The 16,739-nt window shown below is 56.8% G+C and carries 14 protein-coding genes; 6 read left to right on the forward strand and 8 right to left on the reverse strand.

Going from position 1 to position 16,739, the window contains the following annotated elements:
* Window positions 1–963, reverse strand: coding sequence for a taurine ABC transporter substrate-binding protein (tauA, locus tag SK35_RS19145; RefSeq protein ID WP_003830936.1), 963 nt, complete (start codon window positions 961–963; stop codon window positions 1–3).
* 337 nt (window positions 964–1,300) lie between these two features.
* Here tauA and SK35_RS19150 point away from each other — a divergent pair, with 337 nt between their 5' ends.
* The 6 genes from SK35_RS19150 to fbpC all read left to right on the forward strand — a co-directional run bounded on the left by SK35_RS19150 (window position 1,301) and on the right by fbpC (window position 9,094).
* Complete coding sequence (locus tag SK35_RS19150) at window positions 1,301–1,930, forward strand: response regulator transcription factor (RefSeq protein ID WP_048214815.1); 630 nt, start codon at window positions 1,301–1,303, stop codon at window positions 1,928–1,930.
* Window positions 1,930–3,471, forward strand: coding sequence for an MASE1 domain-containing sensor histidine kinase (locus tag SK35_RS19155; protein ID WP_048214816.1), 1,542 nt, complete (start codon window positions 1,930–1,932; stop codon window positions 3,469–3,471). The genes SK35_RS19150 and SK35_RS19155 overlap by 1 nt, the downstream gene beginning before the upstream one ends.
* Before the next feature lie 85 nt (window positions 3,472–3,556).
* Window positions 3,557–4,861 (forward strand): MFS transporter family glucose-6-phosphate receptor UhpC, encoded by a 1,305-nt coding sequence (gene uhpC, locus SK35_RS19160; RefSeq protein WP_003830933.1) that lies wholly within the window; start codon window positions 3,557–3,559, stop codon window positions 4,859–4,861.
* The gene (locus SK35_RS19165; protein ID WP_003830932.1) at window positions 4,858–5,889 is read left to right on the forward strand and encodes an ABC transporter substrate-binding protein; all 1,032 of its coding nucleotides are present in this window, start codon (window positions 4,858–4,860) and stop codon (window positions 5,887–5,889) included. Before uhpC ends, SK35_RS19165 begins: the two co-directional genes overlap by 4 nt.
* Window positions 5,890–5,957: 68 nt before the next feature.
* A complete protein-coding gene (locus tag SK35_RS19170; RefSeq protein ID WP_032942495.1) occupies window positions 5,958–8,036 on the forward strand; it encodes an ABC transporter permease in 2,079 nt (692 codons plus the stop codon).
* Between the two features lie 11 nt (window positions 8,037–8,047).
* Window positions 8,048–9,094, forward strand: coding sequence for a ferric ABC transporter ATP-binding protein (fbpC, locus tag SK35_RS19175; RefSeq protein WP_048214817.1), 1,047 nt, complete (start codon window positions 8,048–8,050; stop codon window positions 9,092–9,094).
* Between the two features lie 108 nt (window positions 9,095–9,202).
* On the opposite strand, the gene mmuM is transcribed toward fbpC, so the two are convergent.
* The 7 genes from mmuM to mhpC all read right to left on the reverse strand — a co-directional run bounded on the left by mmuM (window position 9,203) and on the right by mhpC (window position 16,723).
* Window positions 9,203–10,135, reverse strand: a complete 933-nt coding sequence (gene mmuM, locus SK35_RS19180) for a homocysteine S-methyltransferase (protein ID WP_048214818.1) — start codon at window positions 10,133–10,135, stop codon at window positions 9,203–9,205.
* The gene (mmuP, locus tag SK35_RS19185) at window positions 10,122–11,525 is read right to left on the reverse strand and encodes an S-methylmethionine permease (RefSeq protein WP_048216352.1); all 1,404 of its coding nucleotides are present in this window, start codon (window positions 11,523–11,525) and stop codon (window positions 10,122–10,124) included. Before mmuP ends, mmuM begins: the two co-directional genes overlap by 14 nt.
* Window positions 11,526–11,799: 274 nt before the next feature.
* Window positions 11,800–13,011 carry a 3-(3-hydroxy-phenyl)propionate transporter MhpT gene (gene mhpT, locus SK35_RS19190; RefSeq protein ID WP_048214819.1) on the reverse strand — a complete coding sequence of 404 codons (1,212 nt, stop codon included), beginning with the start codon at window positions 13,009–13,011 and terminating at the stop codon, window positions 11,800–11,802.
* Between the two features lie 69 nt (window positions 13,012–13,080).
* Window positions 13,081–14,094, reverse strand: a complete 1,014-nt coding sequence (gene mhpE, locus SK35_RS19195) for a 4-hydroxy-2-oxovalerate aldolase (protein WP_001013515.1) — start codon at window positions 14,092–14,094, stop codon at window positions 13,081–13,083.
* Window positions 14,091–15,041, reverse strand: coding sequence for an acetaldehyde dehydrogenase (gene mhpF / locus SK35_RS19200; RefSeq protein ID WP_048214820.1), 951 nt, complete (start codon window positions 15,039–15,041; stop codon window positions 14,091–14,093). Before mhpF ends, mhpE begins: the two co-directional genes overlap by 4 nt.
* Complete coding sequence (mhpD, locus tag SK35_RS19205; RefSeq protein WP_048214821.1) at window positions 15,038–15,847, reverse strand: 2-keto-4-pentenoate hydratase; 810 nt, start codon at window positions 15,845–15,847, stop codon at window positions 15,038–15,040. The genes mhpF and mhpD overlap by 4 nt, the downstream gene beginning before the upstream one ends.
* 9 nt (window positions 15,848–15,856) lie before the next feature.
* Entirely contained in the window at window positions 15,857–16,723 is an 867-nt protein-coding gene (gene mhpC, locus SK35_RS19210) for a 2-hydroxy-6-oxonona-2,4-dienedioate hydrolase (protein WP_048214822.1), read from the reverse strand.
* Window positions 16,724–16,739 lie beyond the last annotated feature (16 nt).

A 16,739-nucleotide genomic window follows, 5' to 3' on the forward strand; every position in this document is an offset into this window, starting at 1 on the left:
TTATTGCACGAAGCGATCGGTCACGTACTGGCTGTAATCTGTCGCGACAGCGGGGACTTTGCCCTGCTCTTTAAGGAACTGCGCGGTGTCGATAATCGCTTTGTTCACCGGGCCGGTTAGCTCAGCGGTTTGCTGTTGCGGTGTCAGGTAAGTGTTACCTTTCACCAGCCCCGGTACATCCGCCTCCGGTACGCCGCTCAAACGCGACAGTTTGCTGATATTCTCCGGCTGCTTCAGCCATTCATCAGGATTAGCGATATAAGGCTGCTGGGCATCGATAGCGCTTTTGGCAAAGGCTTTCACCACCTCAGGATGCTTCTCGGCAAAATCTTTGCGCACCACCCACACGTCCAGCGTCGGTGCCCCCCACTCGCCAACCTGCGAGGAGTCGGTTAACACCTTTCCGTCTTTTTCCAACGCGTTGACCGCAGGTGCCCAGACATACGCACCATCAATATCTCCGCGCTGCCATGCGGCAATAATCGCCGGTGGTTGCAGGTTCACAATCTCCACCTGGCCGGGTTTAATCCCCCAATGTTTCAACGCCGCCAGCAGGCTGTAATGGGTGGTGGAAATAAACGGCACGGCAATGCGTTTGCCAATCAAATCTTCCGGTTTACTGATGTTTTTCTTCACCACCAGCGCCTCAGAATTGCCGAGCTTTGATGCCAACAGGAAAACCTCAATAGGCACCTGCTGACTGGCAGCGACCGCCAGCGGGCTGGAGCCAAGATTACCGATCTGCACATCACCGGATGCCAGCGCACGAACGATGCTCGCCCCGCTGTCGAATTTGCGCCAGTCAACGGTCGCCCCGCTCTCTTTGGCAAACGTGTTGTCCGCCTGCGCCACTTTGGCAGGTTCGGCGGAGGTCTGATAAGCAACGGTGACGTTCACCGCCTGCGCCTGAAATGCGATGAATGCCAGTGCGGCAAGAAGTGCGTTACGCGATGAAATAGCCATGATTGTCTGCTCCCCTGTCTTGTTATGAGGGCAGTATTTCGTTGCGGCACATTTTGATAAAGGAATTAAAAATTCTGGCTAAGAACAAAGCGTTTTTAGAAAAAAAGCGGCAATAGTTAGCTATTTCGCTCATTACGGAACGTAGGCCGGATAAGGCGCTTGCGCCGCCATCCGGCAATCAATGCCTGATGCGCTGCGCTTATCAGGCCTACACTCGCTACAACACCCGGCAAATTATTGCGATTTTGTTACATTCGTTACATATCCGCGCCACGATGATTGCCAGCGCGGCGCTGGCAGGCATCATAGAGGCCATTGTCAGCAAGAGAGCAATATCATGATTCATGTTGTGCTGGTGGATGACCATGTGGTGGTGCGTTCCGGCTTTGCGCAATTACTCAGTCTCGAAGACGATCTTAACGTTACCGGTCAGTACAGCAGCGCGGCGGAGGCCTGGCCTGCACTTCTGCATGATGACGTCAGCGTCGCGGTAATGGATATCGCCATGCCGGATGAAAATGGCCTGAGTCTGTTAAAACGACTGCGGACACAAAAGCCCGGTTTTCGCGCCATTATTCTCAGCATTTATGACTCGCCCACGTTTGTGCAAAGCGCGCTGGACGCTGGCGCCAGTGGTTACCTGACCAAACGCTGCGGCCCGGAAGAACTGGTGCAGGCGGTACGCTCGGTGGGCTTGGGCGGACATTACCTGTGTGCCGATGCGCTGCGTGCGCTACGCGGCGGCGAGCAGCCCGCGCAGGTTCTGGAAGTTCTGACCCCGCGCGAGCGTGAAGTGTTTGATCTGTTGGTCAAAGGCGACAGCGTAAAAGAGATCGCCTTCAAGCTCGACCTCAGCCACAAGACGGTGCACGTTCATCGAGCGAACGTGCTGGGCAAACTGCAATGCCACAGCACCATCGATCTGGTGCATTTTGCCCTCGACCACCAGCTATTGACGGGGCATTAATGTCGCGTAACCTTCGGCATTGGGTTATTTCTCTGTTTATTCTGCTGGCCTGGGGATCGGGCTGGCTGATGCTGTGGACGCTGGGGTTTTACCTGACCCACAACGGCCAGCAGGCGGCGCTATTTCTGCCACACGGCGTCTATCTCGCGCTGTTAATTCTGCTTTCTCGCCGTTACTGGCCCGCGCTGATACTACCGCCGGTACTGATGCTGTTCTGGCTGCACAGCGAGCAATTATTGAATGGCTATATCCTGCTGGCTGCGCCGTTAATTAGCCTGATTCCAGCGAGCATCGGCCAGTCATACTGGCACCGCTTTCCCCTTTACTGGCAACGCTTAACGCTGCTGCTGGCCGCCGTAACGCTCACCTCATTGCTCAATACTGCCCTGCTTTCACCGTTTATCCAGAGCCCGGCAACGCTGATTGGCCTGGCGTCGTTTACCGGCGGCGTGTTGCTGACGCCGTTTGTCTATCTGATCTATGAATTTCTGCGCCAACAGCACCGCTATCATCTGCTCGGGCTGGATACCACCAATCCCCCGCTGCGCACTTCGCTTATCATCTGGTGTAGCCTGTTTTTTATTATTGGCATCGGTACTCAGATGGTGCTGTCGCCAGAGATCGAGCGCTTGTTGCTGATCGTGGTGTTCTTACCGAACGTGGTGATGGCGTGGAAATTTGGCTGGCAGGGCGGCGTGTTGTCCGGATTGCTCGGCAGTATGATGATCACCATCGCCCGGCAAATCGGTGTCGGGTTCAGTAATTTACTGGAGCTGGAGATTTTCCTCGCCACCCAGGCTCTGCTGGGTATAGGGCTGGGGATCGCCATCAGCCGCCAGCAGCATTTGGCGCAAAACCTGCACCATTATCGCCAGCGTCTGGAAACCGAATTGGCGGCGCGTCGCGCGCTGACCGAACAGCTGATCCGCACCGAAGAAAACACGCGCAAAAGCCTGGCGCGGGAACTGCACGACGAAATTGGTCAGAACATCACCGCCATTCAAATTCAGTCGCAACTGGTCAAACGCGCACCGGGTCGTGAGCAAACGCTTGATGCTGCGAATCAAATCAACGACCTGGCCCGGCGTATTCATCACTCCACCCGTCAGTTGCTGCGCCAACTGCGCCCCCCCGCGCTCGATGAACTGTCTTTTAAAGATGCACTACATCATCTGGTGAATGAATTTGCTTTTGCTGAACGGGGTATTCGCTGCCGCTTTGATTATCAGCTAGAAAATACGCCAGAAAACGAAACGGTGCGCTTCACGCTGTATCGCCTGTTGCAGGAGTTACTCAATAACGTCTGTAAACATGCCGATGCCAGCGATGTGTCGATTACGCTGCGCCAGCGGGAACATTGCTTGTTTCTGGACGTCACTGACAACGGCGTTGGTATTCTGCCAGAAAAAATTCCCGGTTTCGGTATCCAGGGGATGCGTGAGCGGGTGAGCGCCCTTGGCGGTGAACTGACGCTCGAATCAAACAACGGCACGCGAGTAATTGTTAACCTGCCCACAAATTTGCAACAAACCAGTCGCTAACCAGGAAAAAGTCTTAGTCACTGCGGACTTTCTCTCATCCCCTTTTGCTTTCACTTTCCTATAGTCAGCACAAACGGAGACTGCCATGCATACACGCTCAGCCAGCGAAACAGACCAACAATACCGGGCGCTACGCCCCAGGCTGCTGATGTGTATGGTAATTGGTTACGCCGCGTTTTATCTGACGCGCAAAAGCGTTAACTATGTCCTCCCGGCGCTGCAAACGGATCTGGGTCTGGATAAAGGCGATATCGGCCTGCTTGGGTCACTGTTTTATCTGACCTATGGTCTGTCGAAATTCACCGCCGGGCTGTGGCACGACAGCCACGGACAGCGCGCGTTTATGGGGATTGGTCTGTTTGCCACCGGCGTTTTAAACGTGCTGTTTGCCTTTGGTGAATCGCTGACGCTGCTGCTGGTGGTCTGGACGCTGAACGGATTTTTTCAGGGCTGGGGCTGGCCACCCTGTGCCCGACTACTGACCCACTGGTACTCGCGCAACGAACGTGGCTTCTGGTGGGGCTGCTGGAATATGTCGATCAACATCGGTGGCGCCATTATCCCGCTGATTAGCGCTTTTGCCGCCCACTGGTGGGGCTGGCAGGCGGCCATGCTGGCACCGGGGATAATCAGTATGGCACTGGGAATCTGGCTCACCCTTCAATTGAAAGGTACGCCCCAGGAAGAAGGGTTACCCACGGTAGGGGAATGGCGGCATGACCCGCTGGAGCTACGTCAGGAACAGCAAAGCCCGCCGATGGGGCTGTGGCAAATGTTACGTACCACCATGCTGAAAAACCCGATGATCTGGCTGCTCGGCGTGTCGTATGTATTGGTCTACTTGATCCGCATTGCGCTCAACGACTGGGGCAACATCTGGCTGACGGAAAGCCACGGCGTGAATCTGCTCAGCGCCAATGCCACGGTGATGCTGTTTGAAGTTGGCGGCTTGCTGGGGGCGCTGTTTGCCGGATGGGGATCGGATCTGCTGTTCAGCGGTCAGCGTGCGCCGATGATTTTGCTGTTCACGCTGGGGCTGATGGTTTCCGTCGCCGCACTGTGGCTGGCACCAGTGCACCACTACGCGCTACTGGCAGTGTGTTTCTTTACCGTGGGCTTTTTCGTTTTTGGCCCGCAGATGTTGATTGGCCTCGCAGCCGTTGAATGCGGACACAAAGCGGCGGCAGGTTCAATTACCGGTTTTCTCGGGCTGTTCGCCTATCTGGGGGCCGCGCTGGCGGGTTGGCCGCTGTCGTTGGTCATAGAACATTACGGCTGGTCGGGAATGTTCAGTTTGCTCTCGGTTGCCGCTGTCTTTATGGGTTTATTGCTGATGCCGTTGCTCATTGCGGGCATTACCCCTTCTCTCAGTCAAAGGATAAAACAATGAAACTGACGCTTACCTCTACCCTGATTGCTTCCGCTCTGACGCTGGCGGCCTTCAGCAACGCAGCCCAGGCGCAGGGCCGTCTGGTGGTGTATTGCAGCGCCACCAACGAGATGTGCGAAACCGAAACCAAAGCCTTCGGTGAAAAATATGATGTGAAAACCTCATTCATTCGCAACGGCTCGGGCAGTACGCTGGCGAAAGTGGATGCCGAGAAGAAAAACCCGCAGGCGGATGTGTGGTACGGCGGTACGCTGGATCCGCAATCCCAGGCCGGTGAAATGGGTCTGCTGCAGCCGTATAAATCACCAAACCTCGAACAGATCATGGAGAAATTCCGCGATCCCGCGAAGGTCAAAGGTAACCTCTCTTCGGCGGTTTACGTCGGTATTCTGGGCTTTGGCGTCAACACCCAGCGCCTGAAAGAGAAAAACCTGCCGGTGCCAAAATGCTGGAAGGATCTGACCAAACCGGAATACAAAGGCGAAATCCAGATTGCTGACCCGCAAAGCTCCGGTACCGCCTACACCGCGCTGGCGACCTTTGCTCAACTGTGGGGTGAAGATCAGGCCTTTGATTACCTGAAACAGCTCAATGCCAACGTCTCTCAATACACCAAATCCGGCATTGCCCCGGCGCGTAACGCCGCTCGCGGCGAAACGGCTATCGGCATTGGCTTCCTGCACGACTACTCGCTGGAAAAAGAACAGGGCGCACCGCTGGAGCTGATTTCCCCCTGCGAAGGCACCGGGTATGAAATCGGCGGCGTCAGCATCCTGAAAGGCGCGCGCAACGTCGACAACGCCAAACTGTTCGTTGACTGGGTGCTGTCGAAAGACGCGCAGGAGCTGGCGTGGAAGAAAGGCAAATCCTATCAGATCCTGACCAACACCACCGCCGAGACCTCTCCTAACTCGCTGAAGCTCGACGACCTGAAGCTTATCAATTACGACATGGATAAGTACGGCTCGACTGACGTACGTAAGGCGTTGATCAATAAGTGGGTTAGCGAAGTTAAGATGGGTAAATAAGCCCACGTTGCGTTCATTTGCCGGGTGCGGTGTAAACGCCTTACCCGGCCTACATTACCGGAAACGCTATGTCACACACACTTGCACTCCATCCCGTGAAAAAACGGGATGCGATATTTCTTTGGGTTTTGCTCGGCTGGCTGGCGTTTGCCCTGCTGCCGAGCTGGAGCCTGGACTACGGTCTGCTGGAGTCAACGCGGGAGGAAATACTCACCGCCTACGGCTGGTCGCAGTTTAATATCAGTTGGCTGTGGTATCTGCTGCCAAGCCTGCTGCTGGTGCGCCCATTCCATGAAGCCAGGCGCGAACAGCGCAGCCGCCATTATCTTGACGCGGGTTGGGCATTTTTCTGTATGGCCTTTATTGTCGCCAGCGCCACCCTTGAGGGTCGCGGCTTAGGCTATGCCACCATCGTGCTGTTTGTCGCGCTTGGCGCAATCATGACCCTGGCACTCACCCGCCTCGAATGGCTGGGCGGTGACCGTTTCGTCATCGGCTCACTTACCGCGATTGTCGCGCTGATCGGTATTTTTATCGTTTGGCCAAGCATCGCCATTTTCATTCCGATGTTCACCAACGACGCCGGGGAATTTGCCCCGCTGGCGTTTATGAATGTGCTGTCGCAGGCGCATATCATTCAGGTGATCCTCAACTCGATTATGCTGTCGATTGCCGTCGGCGTCGGCTGTACCTTCTTTGGTCTGGTACTGGCTATCTACACCACCCGTATCGCCAGGCGCAGCGCCATAATCGGACGTATCTTCTCGATTTTGCCGATCGTCACTCCGCCGTTTGTCGTCGGTTTAGGCGTCACGCTGATGATGGGACGCTCCGGTTACATCACCGAGTTTATGGTCGAATGGTTTGGTTTAACCAACACCAACTGGCTGTATGGCTTTACCGGCATCTGGCTGGCGCAGGTTCTGGCCTTTACGCCGATGGCGTTTATGATCCTCGACGGAGCAATCAAAACCATTCATCCGTCGCTGGAAGAAGCGTCATACACCCTGCGTGCCAGCCGCTGGCAGACCTTTAACGGCGTGTTTGTCCCGCTGCTGAAACCAGCACTGGCTAACGCCTTTTTGATTGTGGTCGTGCAGTCGCTGGCCGACTTTAGTAACCCGCTGGTGCTCGGCGGTAACTTCGACGTGCTGGCAACGCAAATCTACTTCTACATCACCGGTTCGCAGCTTGACTACCAGGCCGCCAGTACGCTGGGTGCCTTCCTGCTGCTGTTCTCGCTGCTGGTGTTTTGCGTGCAGTATATGTGGATTGGTAAACGCTCATACGTCACCGTTTCCGGCAAATCCTACCGGGGCGACGTACAGCCGCTGCCGGTAACGCTGGTATGGAGTGTGGTCGCGCTGCTGGCAGTGTGGATTGCCTTTAACGCCCTGCTCTACGGCAGCATTTTCTACGGTAGCTTCACCGTCAACTGGGGCGTGGACTACACCCTGACGCTGGCGAACTTTACCAAACTGTTCGGTCAGGGGATGAGCGATGGCGCGTGGCCTTCACTGCTCGACACCCTGCTCTACGCCGGGATTGCCGCGCCGATCACCGCGATCTTCGGCCTGCTGATCGCGTGGATCGTGGTGCGCCAGCAGTTTAAAGGCAAGAAGACCATCGAGTTCACCACCATGCTGTGCTTTGCCGTTCCGGGCACCGTCGCGGGCGTGTCGTACATTCTGGCCTTTAACAGCGCCCCGGTGTACCTCACTGGTACGGCGGCGATTGTCATTATCTCGATGGTAATGCGTAACGTCCCGGTCGGCATTCGCGCGGGCATCGCGGGCTTGGGCCAAATCGATAAATCGCTCGATGAAGCCTCACTCAGCCTGCGCGCCGGTTCCCTGCGTACCATTACGCACATCCTGCTGCCGCTGCTGCGCCCGGCGATCCTCTCGGCGCTGATTTACAGCTTTGTGCGCGCCATTACCACCGTCAGCGCCATTGTGTTCCTCGTCACGCCGGATACCCGCGTAGCGACGGCTTACATCCTCAACCGCGTGGAAGATGGCGAATACGGTGTAGCGATTGCCTACGGTTCCATTCTGATCGTGGTGATGCTGGCGATTATTTTCATCTTTGACTGGCTGATCGGTGAATCACGTACCTCCCGTTCAAAAGCCAAAAACCAGGCGTAATGGAGCGCACTATGACTCAGAAAAATTTCGTTGAACTGCGCAACGTCACTAAACGATTTGGCAGTAATACGGTAATCGACAATATCAACCTCACCATCCCGCAGGGGCAAATGGTGACGCTGCTCGGCCCGTCCGGCTGCGGCAAAACCACTATTTTGCGCCTGGTTGCCGGGCTGGAAAAACCGAGCGAAGGGCAAATTTTCATTGATGGCGAAGACGTCACCCATCGCTCTATTCAGCAGCGCGATATCTGTATGGTGTTTCAGTCCTATGCCCTGTTCCCGCATATGTCGCTGGGAGAGAATGTCGGTTATGGCCTGAAAATGCTCGGCGTACCGCGCGCAGAGCTGAAAGCCCGCGTCAAAGAGGCGTTGGCGATGGTGGATCTGGAAGGATTCGAAGACCGCTTTGTCGATCAGATCTCCGGCGGGCAGCAGCAGCGCGTGGCGCTGGCCCGCGCGCTGATCCTCAAGCCGAAAGTGCTGCTGTTTGATGAGCCGTTGAGTAACCTCGACGCCAACCTGCGTCGCAGCATGCGCGACAAGATCCGCGAGTTGCAAAAGCAGTTTGATATCACCTCGCTGTACGTTACCCACGATCAGAGCGAAGCCTTTGCGGTTTCTGATACTGTGCTGGTGATGAACAAGGGACACATCATGCAGATCGGCTCACCGCAGGATCTTTACCGCCAGCCCGCCTCCCGCTTTATGGCGAGCTTTATGGGCGATGCCAACCTGTTCCCGGCAACCTTCAGCGACGGATACGTTGATATCTACGGCTATCATCTGCCGCGCCCGCTGCACTTTGGTACACAGGGTGAAGGGATGGTCGGTGTGCGCCCGGAAGCGATCACGCTCAGCGATCGCGGCCAAGAGAGCCAGCGCTGCGTGATCCGCCATGTCGCCTATATGGGGCCGCAGTATGAAGTGACGGTGGAATGGCACGGGCAGGAGATATTATTGCAGGTCAACGCTACGCGTCTGCAACCGGACGTCGGCGAGCAGTATTATCTTGAAATCCATCCGTACGGCATGTTTGTTCTGGCGGATGCGGCATAACGTTTTGTGGTTTTGTAGGCCGGATAAGGCGCTTGCGCCGCCATCCGGCAATGCCTGATGCGCTGCGCTTATCAGGCCTACAATGAACGATGTAGACCCGATAAACCCTCAGCTTCGCGCTTTTAACGCGGCGATATCCGCAGGCGTGGTGCGACAGCACCCGCCAATTAACCGTGCGCCAGCGGCCTGCCACTGCGGCAGATAATCCGCCAGCTGCGCGCAATGTTCACCGTGATGATGCCAGGTTTTGCTCACCGCATCGTAATGCTCGCCCGAGTTCGGATACACCACAAGCGGCAGCACCGTTAAACCCTGTAAATGCTGCAACGCAGCGGTGGTGTTTTCCAGCGCAATACAGTTAATGCCTAGCGCCACCACCTGCGGATAACCCGCCAGCAACGCAACCACGTCACGCAGCGGCGTACCGTCGCTCAGGTGCTCGCTGTCGCGCAGGGTAAATGAGAACCACGCCCGCGCACGCGGATATGCGGTCAACAGCTCAGCCAACGCCTCAATCTCGGCAAAATTCGGCAGGGTTTCGCAGGCCAGCAGATCGGCCCCGGCATCCAGCAAGGCTTCCACGCGCGGGCGATGAAACGCCTGAAATGCCTCAACGCTACAATGATAATCGCCACGGTATTCAGAGCCATCCGCCAGATACGCGCCGTAAGGCCCGACGGATCCCGCCACCAGAAGCGTTCCCGCCTGCGGGTTCTCTGCCAGATACGCTTCACGGGCTTTACGCGCCAGCTCCACGCTTTTGCCAATCAGCGCTTTCGACTGCGCTTCATCCAGACCTCGCGCGGCGAAGCCCGCCGGCGTCGCCTGATAGCTGGCAGTGATCGCGCATTGCGCCCCCGCCCGGTAGTAATCAAGATGCACTTCGCGGATAAGCTCCGGGTTTTCTACCAGCACTTTGGCTGACCACAGGCTGTCGGCTAAGTTACACCCTCGCGCTTCCAGCTCCGTCGCCATCGCGCCATCCAGCAGCAGGATATCCTGTTTATCAAGGAGAGCGCGTAACGGATTATTCTGCGACATGTTCTGGCTCCTGTTTTGCGTTTCGGGGTTGAGTAAGGAAATAAGCACCATAGCACAACGCAACAAACGGTAACCCGCACCACAACGCAATTCTCTGCGCTGGATCGAATGCCAGTCCTACACAGGCCACCAGGCACAGCATAAAACCTAATACTGGCACCAGCGGATACCACGGCGCGCGATAATGTAATTCACTCAATGCCTTACCTTGTTGCAGATGACGGCGACGAAAAACAAAATGCGAGGCGCAGATACTCAGCCACACCGCCACCACCGCAAACCCGGAGATTGCCGACAGCGCAACAAATACCGTGTCCGGGGCCACCACGCTGGAAAACAGCGCCAGCACACCACCGAGCATACTGACCGACAGCGCCGTCAGTGGCACGCCGTTTTTCGTTACTCGCGCAAAACAGGCCGGTAGCGTACGTTCATTCGACAACGACCACAGCATGCGCCCGGAGGCATATAACCCGGAGTTCGCTGCAGAAAGAATAGCCGTCAGGATCACGAAGTTAAAAATATCAGCGGCGTACGGGATCCCTACTTTCTCAAATACCAGCACAAACGGGCTTTTCTCCACGCCCGCCTGCTGCATCGGGATCAGCGCTGCCAGCACAAACACGGTGCCGATAAAGAAAATAATCAGTCGCGCGATGGTAGTACGAATCGCTACCGGGATAACTTTGCGCGGGTTTTCCGTTTCACCGGCGGCAATGCCGATAAGCTCGGTACCCGAAAAAGCAAAGTTCACTGCCACCATAGTCATCAAAATCGGTAAGCCACCGTGCGGGAACCAGCCTTCTGCCGTGATATTACTCAGCCCCGGCGCGGGCGAGCCATCCTGCATCGGAATAAAGCCGAAAATCGCCGCCCCACCGAGGATGATAAAGGCGATGATAGTGACCACTTTGACCAGCGAGAACCAGAACTCCCCTTCGGCAAAAAAGCGCGTGGAGATAACATTCAGACCAAAAATAATCGCGCAGAACACCACGCACCAGACCCATACCGGCACCTGTGGAAACCAGTACTGCATACAGAATCCAGCGGCGGTAAAGCTCGAACCCAGCGCCACGGTCCAGGTCAGCCAGTAGAGCCAGGCCACGGTATACCCGGTAGCCGGACCAAGATAGCGCGCGGCATAAACGTGAAACGCTCCGGTCTCCGGCATCGCGACCGACAGCTCGCCCAGACACTGCATAACCAGCCAGACCACCAGCGCGCCAATCAGATAGGCCAGCAGCGTTCCCGCCGCTCCAGTGGTGGAAATGATGTACCCGGTATTGAAGAATAATCCTGTGCCAATCACGCCGCCCAAGGAAAGCATAATCAGGTGACGCGTTTTCATTGTGCGCTTCAGTGGCGCATTTTGTTGTGTTGTTTGCATATAACCTTCTAAACGTATGGACATCTAAACATCCAAAGAAGGTTTGTTATACCGCGTTTGTTAACAGAATGCAAAGTCAACCCTGCACCAGACGCAGATGCCCGCGCCGGGCGCTTAATAGCGGGTGGGGATTAATAATCAGATACAAAAAGGGCCGCCAGCTCATAACGCCTCCGTTGCCATGTTTTATCTAAACTTTGGCAACACAGTTGACTGACGGCGTTCACCCGGAAGTGGGAATCAAATCTCCCCACTCCCACAACCGGATGAATGCTTAAGCACCGCTGGCCGGGATCGGCATCTGCGATTTGCGGCTCATCAGAATAAATACCGCCAGGCCTGCCAGCAAAATGCCCGGCGCAGAAGCCGCCATCACCCCTACCGTTCCGGTACCGAGCGCTAACATTTTCCCTGCCAGCAGCGGACCGCTCATCGCCCCCAGACGCCCGACTGCGACGGCGGTTCCCACGCCTGTGGCGCGGATCTGCGTGCTGTAAAACAGCGGCGCCAGAGCATACAACACGCTTTGCCCGCCGGTGGCGAACATCCCCGCCACAAATCCCGCCATTAGCATGCCGCTCAATGACGACACCGTACCCAGCGCCAGCAGTGAAGCCAACATCCCGGTGTAGATCAGCAGCGACATCACCACCGGGCGCAGTTTATCCATTAACGCCCCGAGAATTAACGTGCCGCTGGCCGCGCCAATTTGCAGAGCAAACATTACGCCTGCCGCCTGCGATGGCCGAAAGCCCTGCTCCACCAGCAGCATCGGCAGCCAGTTGATCAGCATATACACCACCAGCAGGGTGAAGAAATAGCACAACCACAGCAGCAGCGTGGCACTCGCCGTCGCTGGCGCAAACAGGGCGCGCAACGGTGCGGCGGCCACCTGCGTTTGTTGGGTATAAACCTGAGATTCCGGCAGCCAGCGCATCAACAGCGGCACCAGCAGCAGCGGGATCACCCCGCCTACCCAGAACACCGTTTGCCAGGCGGAGGCCAGGCCGCTAAACCCGAGCGCTGCCGCCAGCGCCGCGCCAATCGGCACACCGCAGTACATCAGGCTCACCGCCGTACCGCGAAAACGCGGGCCCGCCGCCTCGGAAGTCAGCGCGATCAGATTCGGCAACGCCGCGCCCAGCCCGACGCCGGTCATCAGACGGGCAAACACCAGCGATGAGAAATCCCAGGAAATCGCCGTCGCCAGCGAGAACAGGCCGAACAGCGCCACAGAGGCAATGAGAATACGCTTGCGGCCATAGCGGTCGGCCAGCATGCCGCCCACCATCGCGCCGGGCAGCAGCCCGAGAATGCCCGCACTGAAGATCCAGCCCATCTGCATTTTATCCAGCGCAAACGCGTGGGCGATACCGACGGCAGCGATACCGGCGGCCTGTAAATCCAGCCCTTCCATCAGGGCAACTAAAAAGCAAAGCCCAACGGTCAACGTCAGGCGGTAAGATGCGGGGGTACGGGTCGTCATAAGATGTCCCTCTGAGGTCACGATGCAGGTGAATCGCGGCTGATACGTTGCCAGCCGCGTAATCATTTTTTATTTGCGGTTGCGCAGGTCCAGCGCTACGTCGACGATCATATCTTCCTGGCCGCCCACCATTCGACGTTTGCCCAGTTCCACCAGAATATCTACTGCGCTCAGGCCATAACGTGCTGCCGCCACTTCGCAATGACGCAGAAAACTGGAGTACACCCCGGCATAGCCCAGCGCCAGCGTTTCACGATCCACCCGCACCGGGCGGTCTTGTAGTGGACGCACTAAATCGTCGGCGGCGTCCATCAGTGCGTAGAGATCGGTTCCGTGCTGCCAACCAAGCTTATCCGCAGCGGCGATAAATACCTCCAATGGTGCGTTGCCCGCGCCTGCGCCCATCCCTGCCAGGCTGGCGTCTACACGGTCACACCCCTCTTCTACTGCGGCAATCGAGTTCGCCACCCCAAGACTCAGGTTGTGGTGCGCATGCATTCCGGTTTCTGTTTCCGGCTTCAGCACCGCTTTCAGTGCGCGGAAGCGGGCGCGAATATCGCTCATGTTCATTGCGCCGCCGGAATCGACCACATAAATACAGGTCGCGCCGTAGTTTTCCATCAGCTTCGCCTGCTGTGCCAGGTTCTCCGGTGTGGTCATATGGCTCATCATCAGAAAACCGACGGTATCCATGCCAAGCTCACGCGCATACTGAATATGCTGGGCCGACACATCCGCTTCAGTGCAGTGGGTCGCCACGCGCACTACCCGTGCGCCGGCCTGATATGCATTTTTCAGGTCATGAATAGTGCCGATACCCGGCAGCAACAGCGTGGCAATTTTGGCATGCTTCACCACGTCCGCCGCCGCTTCAATCCACTCCAGGTCGCTGTGCGCACCAAAGCCGTAGTTAAAGCTGGAACCTTGTAAACCGTCGCCGTGGGCCACTTCAATAGAATCAACCCGTGCGTCGTCCAGCGCTTTGGCTATCTGGCGCACATTCTCCAGCGAATATTGATGACGAATAGCGTGCATACCGTCGCGCAGGGTCACGTCAGAGATATAGAGTTTTTTACCGTTCATGCTGCTTCTCCTGCCTGACGAGCGAGGGACTGCGCCATCTTCTCAGCGGTCGCCAGCGCGCTGGAGGTCATAATGTCGAGGTTGCCCGCGTAGGCGGGTAAATAGTGCGCCGCGCCTTCCACTTCCAGATACACCGCGGTTTTCAGCCCAGAGAACTGGCCGATACCCGGCAGATTCACCGGTTTATCTTCCGGGATGACTTCAAACTGGACACGCTGTTTCAGGCGATAGCCCGGCACGTAGGCCTGTACCGCCACCGCCATCTCATTAATCGACGCTTCAACTTCAACCTCAGAGGCCGCTTCGCTCAGCACATACACCGTGTCACGCATCATCAGCGGCGGTTCGGCCGGGTTAAGGACAATAATGGCTTTGCCTTTTGCCGCGCCGCCGACCACTTCAATCGCCTTCGAGGTAGTTTCGGTAAACTCGTCGATATTGGCGCGGGTACCCGGCCCCGCCGATTTACTGGCGATCGAGGCGATAATCTCGGCGTAATGGACTTTTGCCACGCGAGAAACTGCCGCCACCATTGGGATGGTCGCCTGTCCGCCGCAGGTCACCATATTGACGTTCTGCTGATCAACGTTGGCTGCCAGATTCACCACCGGCACGCAGTAAGGACCGATTGCCGCGGGCGTCAGGTCGATCAGGCGGATGCCAGGTTTAACGGCACGTAGCGCGGCGTCGTTCTTCACATGCGCGCCTGCGCTGGTGGCGTCAAACACGATGTCGATATCGGCGAATTCCGGCATGGCGATAAGCCCTGTCACCCCTTCATGGGTGGTGGCAACGCCCATGCGTCGAGCACGCGCCAGGCCATCAGATTCTGGATCGATACCGACCATCACAGCCATTTCCAGATGCACGCCGTGACGCAGAATTTTTATCATCAAATCGGTACCGATGTTGCCGGAGCCGATAATGGCGACTTTACGCTTACTCATGACTGACTTCCTTTTGTAACCGCCGCTGAAAAGGTGGCGGCGACTGAACCAATACCGTCGATATGGGCTTCGAAACGCTCGCCCGCATTCACCGCCACCATCGGACCTAACGCTCCGGTGAGAATAATGTCTCCGGCACGCAGCGGCTCGCCGAGGCTGGCCATTTTGCGCGCCAGCCAGACGGCGGCGTTGATCGGATGTCCCAGGCATTCGCTGCCGCGCCCGCTGGAGACCTCTTCGTTGTTGCGCGTCATTTTCATCGCGCAGTTTTTCAGATCTAATCCTGCCGGACGCTGTGCCGGACCGCCGACCACATACACGCCACAGGAGGCGTTATCCGCCACGGTATCAACAAATTTGATCGACCAGTCGCGGATACGGCTGCCGACCACTTCCAGCGCGGGAAGTACCCACTCTATGGCGTTGTAAAGCTCGTCAAAAGTGGTGTCGGTATTGGGCAGATCGCGGTTCAGCACCAGCGCAATTTCGGCTTCAATACGCGGTTGCAGCACACGGGAAAACGGGATGGTTTCGTTATCGCCATAACACATATCAGCAAACAGCGTACCGAAGTCCGGTTGATCGACACCCAGCTGTTGCTGCACTTTCGGGTGCGTCAGCCCCACTTTGCGCCCGACCACGCGACGGCCGCGCGCCACGTCGTACTGCACGTTGATGCGCTGAATGGCGTAGGCCGCTTCGGCGTTATCCACACCAATCAATTCACGCAGTGGGGCGATGGCTTCCCCTTTTTCTTCAGCCTGACGTAAATCGGCGGCTAGCTGCTCAAGATTACGATTCGTCATGTCCGTTCCTTAAGGGCGTGTGAGGAAATTCAGCACCAGTTGGTTAAAGGCATCCGCATGTTCCCACTGCGCCCAGTGCCCGCAGTCGCGGTAGATGTGCAGTTCAGAACCGGCAATCCCGGAAAGCAGGCGCAGACCGGCATCCATCGGCACAAAGCGGTCATTGCGTCCCCAGACAATCAGGGTCTGGGCTTTGATTTCACCCAGACGCGGGCTGAAATCCGGGAACTGTTTCGGGTTGGCCTCCAGACTCTGGACAAAGTTTTCCAGGTGATCGCGGCGCGACAGCATGTTATTCAGGCGCGCCTCAAACAACGCCTCGGTCAGGTCGCTGGTGTCGAAGACAAAGATCTCCATCATCAGCTTCAGGTTCTCGATGGTCGGCTCACGATACAGCTGATTCAGGCGCTTGATACCTTCGGTCGGCATCGGGGTAAACAGGCTCATGCCGCCCGTTCCGCCGCCCATTAATACCAGTTTACCCACGCGCTCCGGCCAGCTCAGGGTAAACGCCACAGCACTGTGACCGCCCATCGAGTTACCCAACAGGTGGACTGTTTGAATATCCAATTGATCGACCACGCTTTTCAGGATGCGGGCATTGAGATCGGATCGCGAACCGCGGTTAACGATCCCATCGCTTTTGCCCCAGCCAGGACAATCCAGCAGGATCACCCGGTATCCGGCCTGTACCAACGGATCGATATTACGGCTGAAGTTTGCCCAGCCCGTTGCACCTGGACCGGATCCGTGCAGCAGCACGACGGTCTCATCGCCCTGCCCACAGTCATTGAAATGCACGCGTAGGGTTTCGCCTGCTTCCTGCACCTCCAGAAAACGACTGGTAGCGGCTTCGGTTTGCGGTTGGTAAGTCATGATGTTCTCCTGCATA

The organism is Citrobacter sp. MGH105, assembly GCF_001037485.2.
GTDB lineage: Bacteria > Pseudomonadota > Gammaproteobacteria > Enterobacterales > Enterobacteriaceae > Citrobacter > Citrobacter portucalensis.

Bases quoted from the DNA above. Each gene is read 5' to 3' on its own strand.
- uhpC (WP_003830933.1), top strand. From the start codon at position 3,557: ATGCATACACGCTCAGCCAGCGAAACAGACCAACAATACCGGGCGCTA.
- fbpC (WP_048214817.1), top strand. From the start codon at position 8,048: ATGACTCAGAAAAATTTCGTTGAACTGCGCAACGTCACTAAACGATTT.
- mhpT (WP_048214819.1), bottom strand. From the start codon at position 13,011: ATGACGACCCGTACCCCCGCATCTTACCGCCTGACGTTGACCGTTGGG.
- SK35_RS19155 (WP_048214816.1), top strand. From the start codon at position 1,930: ATGTCGCGTAACCTTCGGCATTGGGTTATTTCTCTGTTTATTCTGCTG.
- SK35_RS19150 (WP_048214815.1), top strand. From the start codon at position 1,301: ATGATTCATGTTGTGCTGGTGGATGACCATGTGGTGGTGCGTTCCGGC.
- mhpE (WP_001013515.1), bottom strand. From the start codon at position 14,094: ATGAACGGTAAAAAACTCTATATCTCTGACGTGACCCTGCGCGACGGT.
- mhpF (WP_048214820.1), bottom strand. From the start codon at position 15,041: ATGAGTAAGCGTAAAGTCGCCATTATCGGCTCCGGCAACATCGGTACC.
- mmuM (WP_048214818.1), bottom strand. From the start codon at position 10,135: ATGTCGCAGAATAATCCGTTACGCGCTCTCCTTGATAAACAGGATATC.
- tauA (WP_003830936.1), bottom strand. From the start codon at position 963: ATGGCTATTTCATCGCGTAACGCACTTCTTGCCGCACTGGCATTCATC.
- SK35_RS19165 (WP_003830932.1), top strand. From the start codon at position 4,858: ATGAAACTGACGCTTACCTCTACCCTGATTGCTTCCGCTCTGACGCTG.
- mhpD (WP_048214821.1), bottom strand. From the start codon at position 15,847: ATGACGAATCGTAATCTTGAGCAGCTAGCCGCCGATTTACGTCAGGCT.
- mmuP (WP_048216352.1), bottom strand. From the start codon at position 11,525: ATGCAAACAACACAACAAAATGCGCCACTGAAGCGCACAATGAAAACG.
- SK35_RS19170 (WP_032942495.1), top strand. From the start codon at position 5,958: ATGTCACACACACTTGCACTCCATCCCGTGAAAAAACGGGATGCGATA.
- mhpC (WP_048214822.1), bottom strand. From the start codon at position 16,723: ATGACTTACCAACCGCAAACCGAAGCCGCTACCAGTCGTTTTCTGGAG.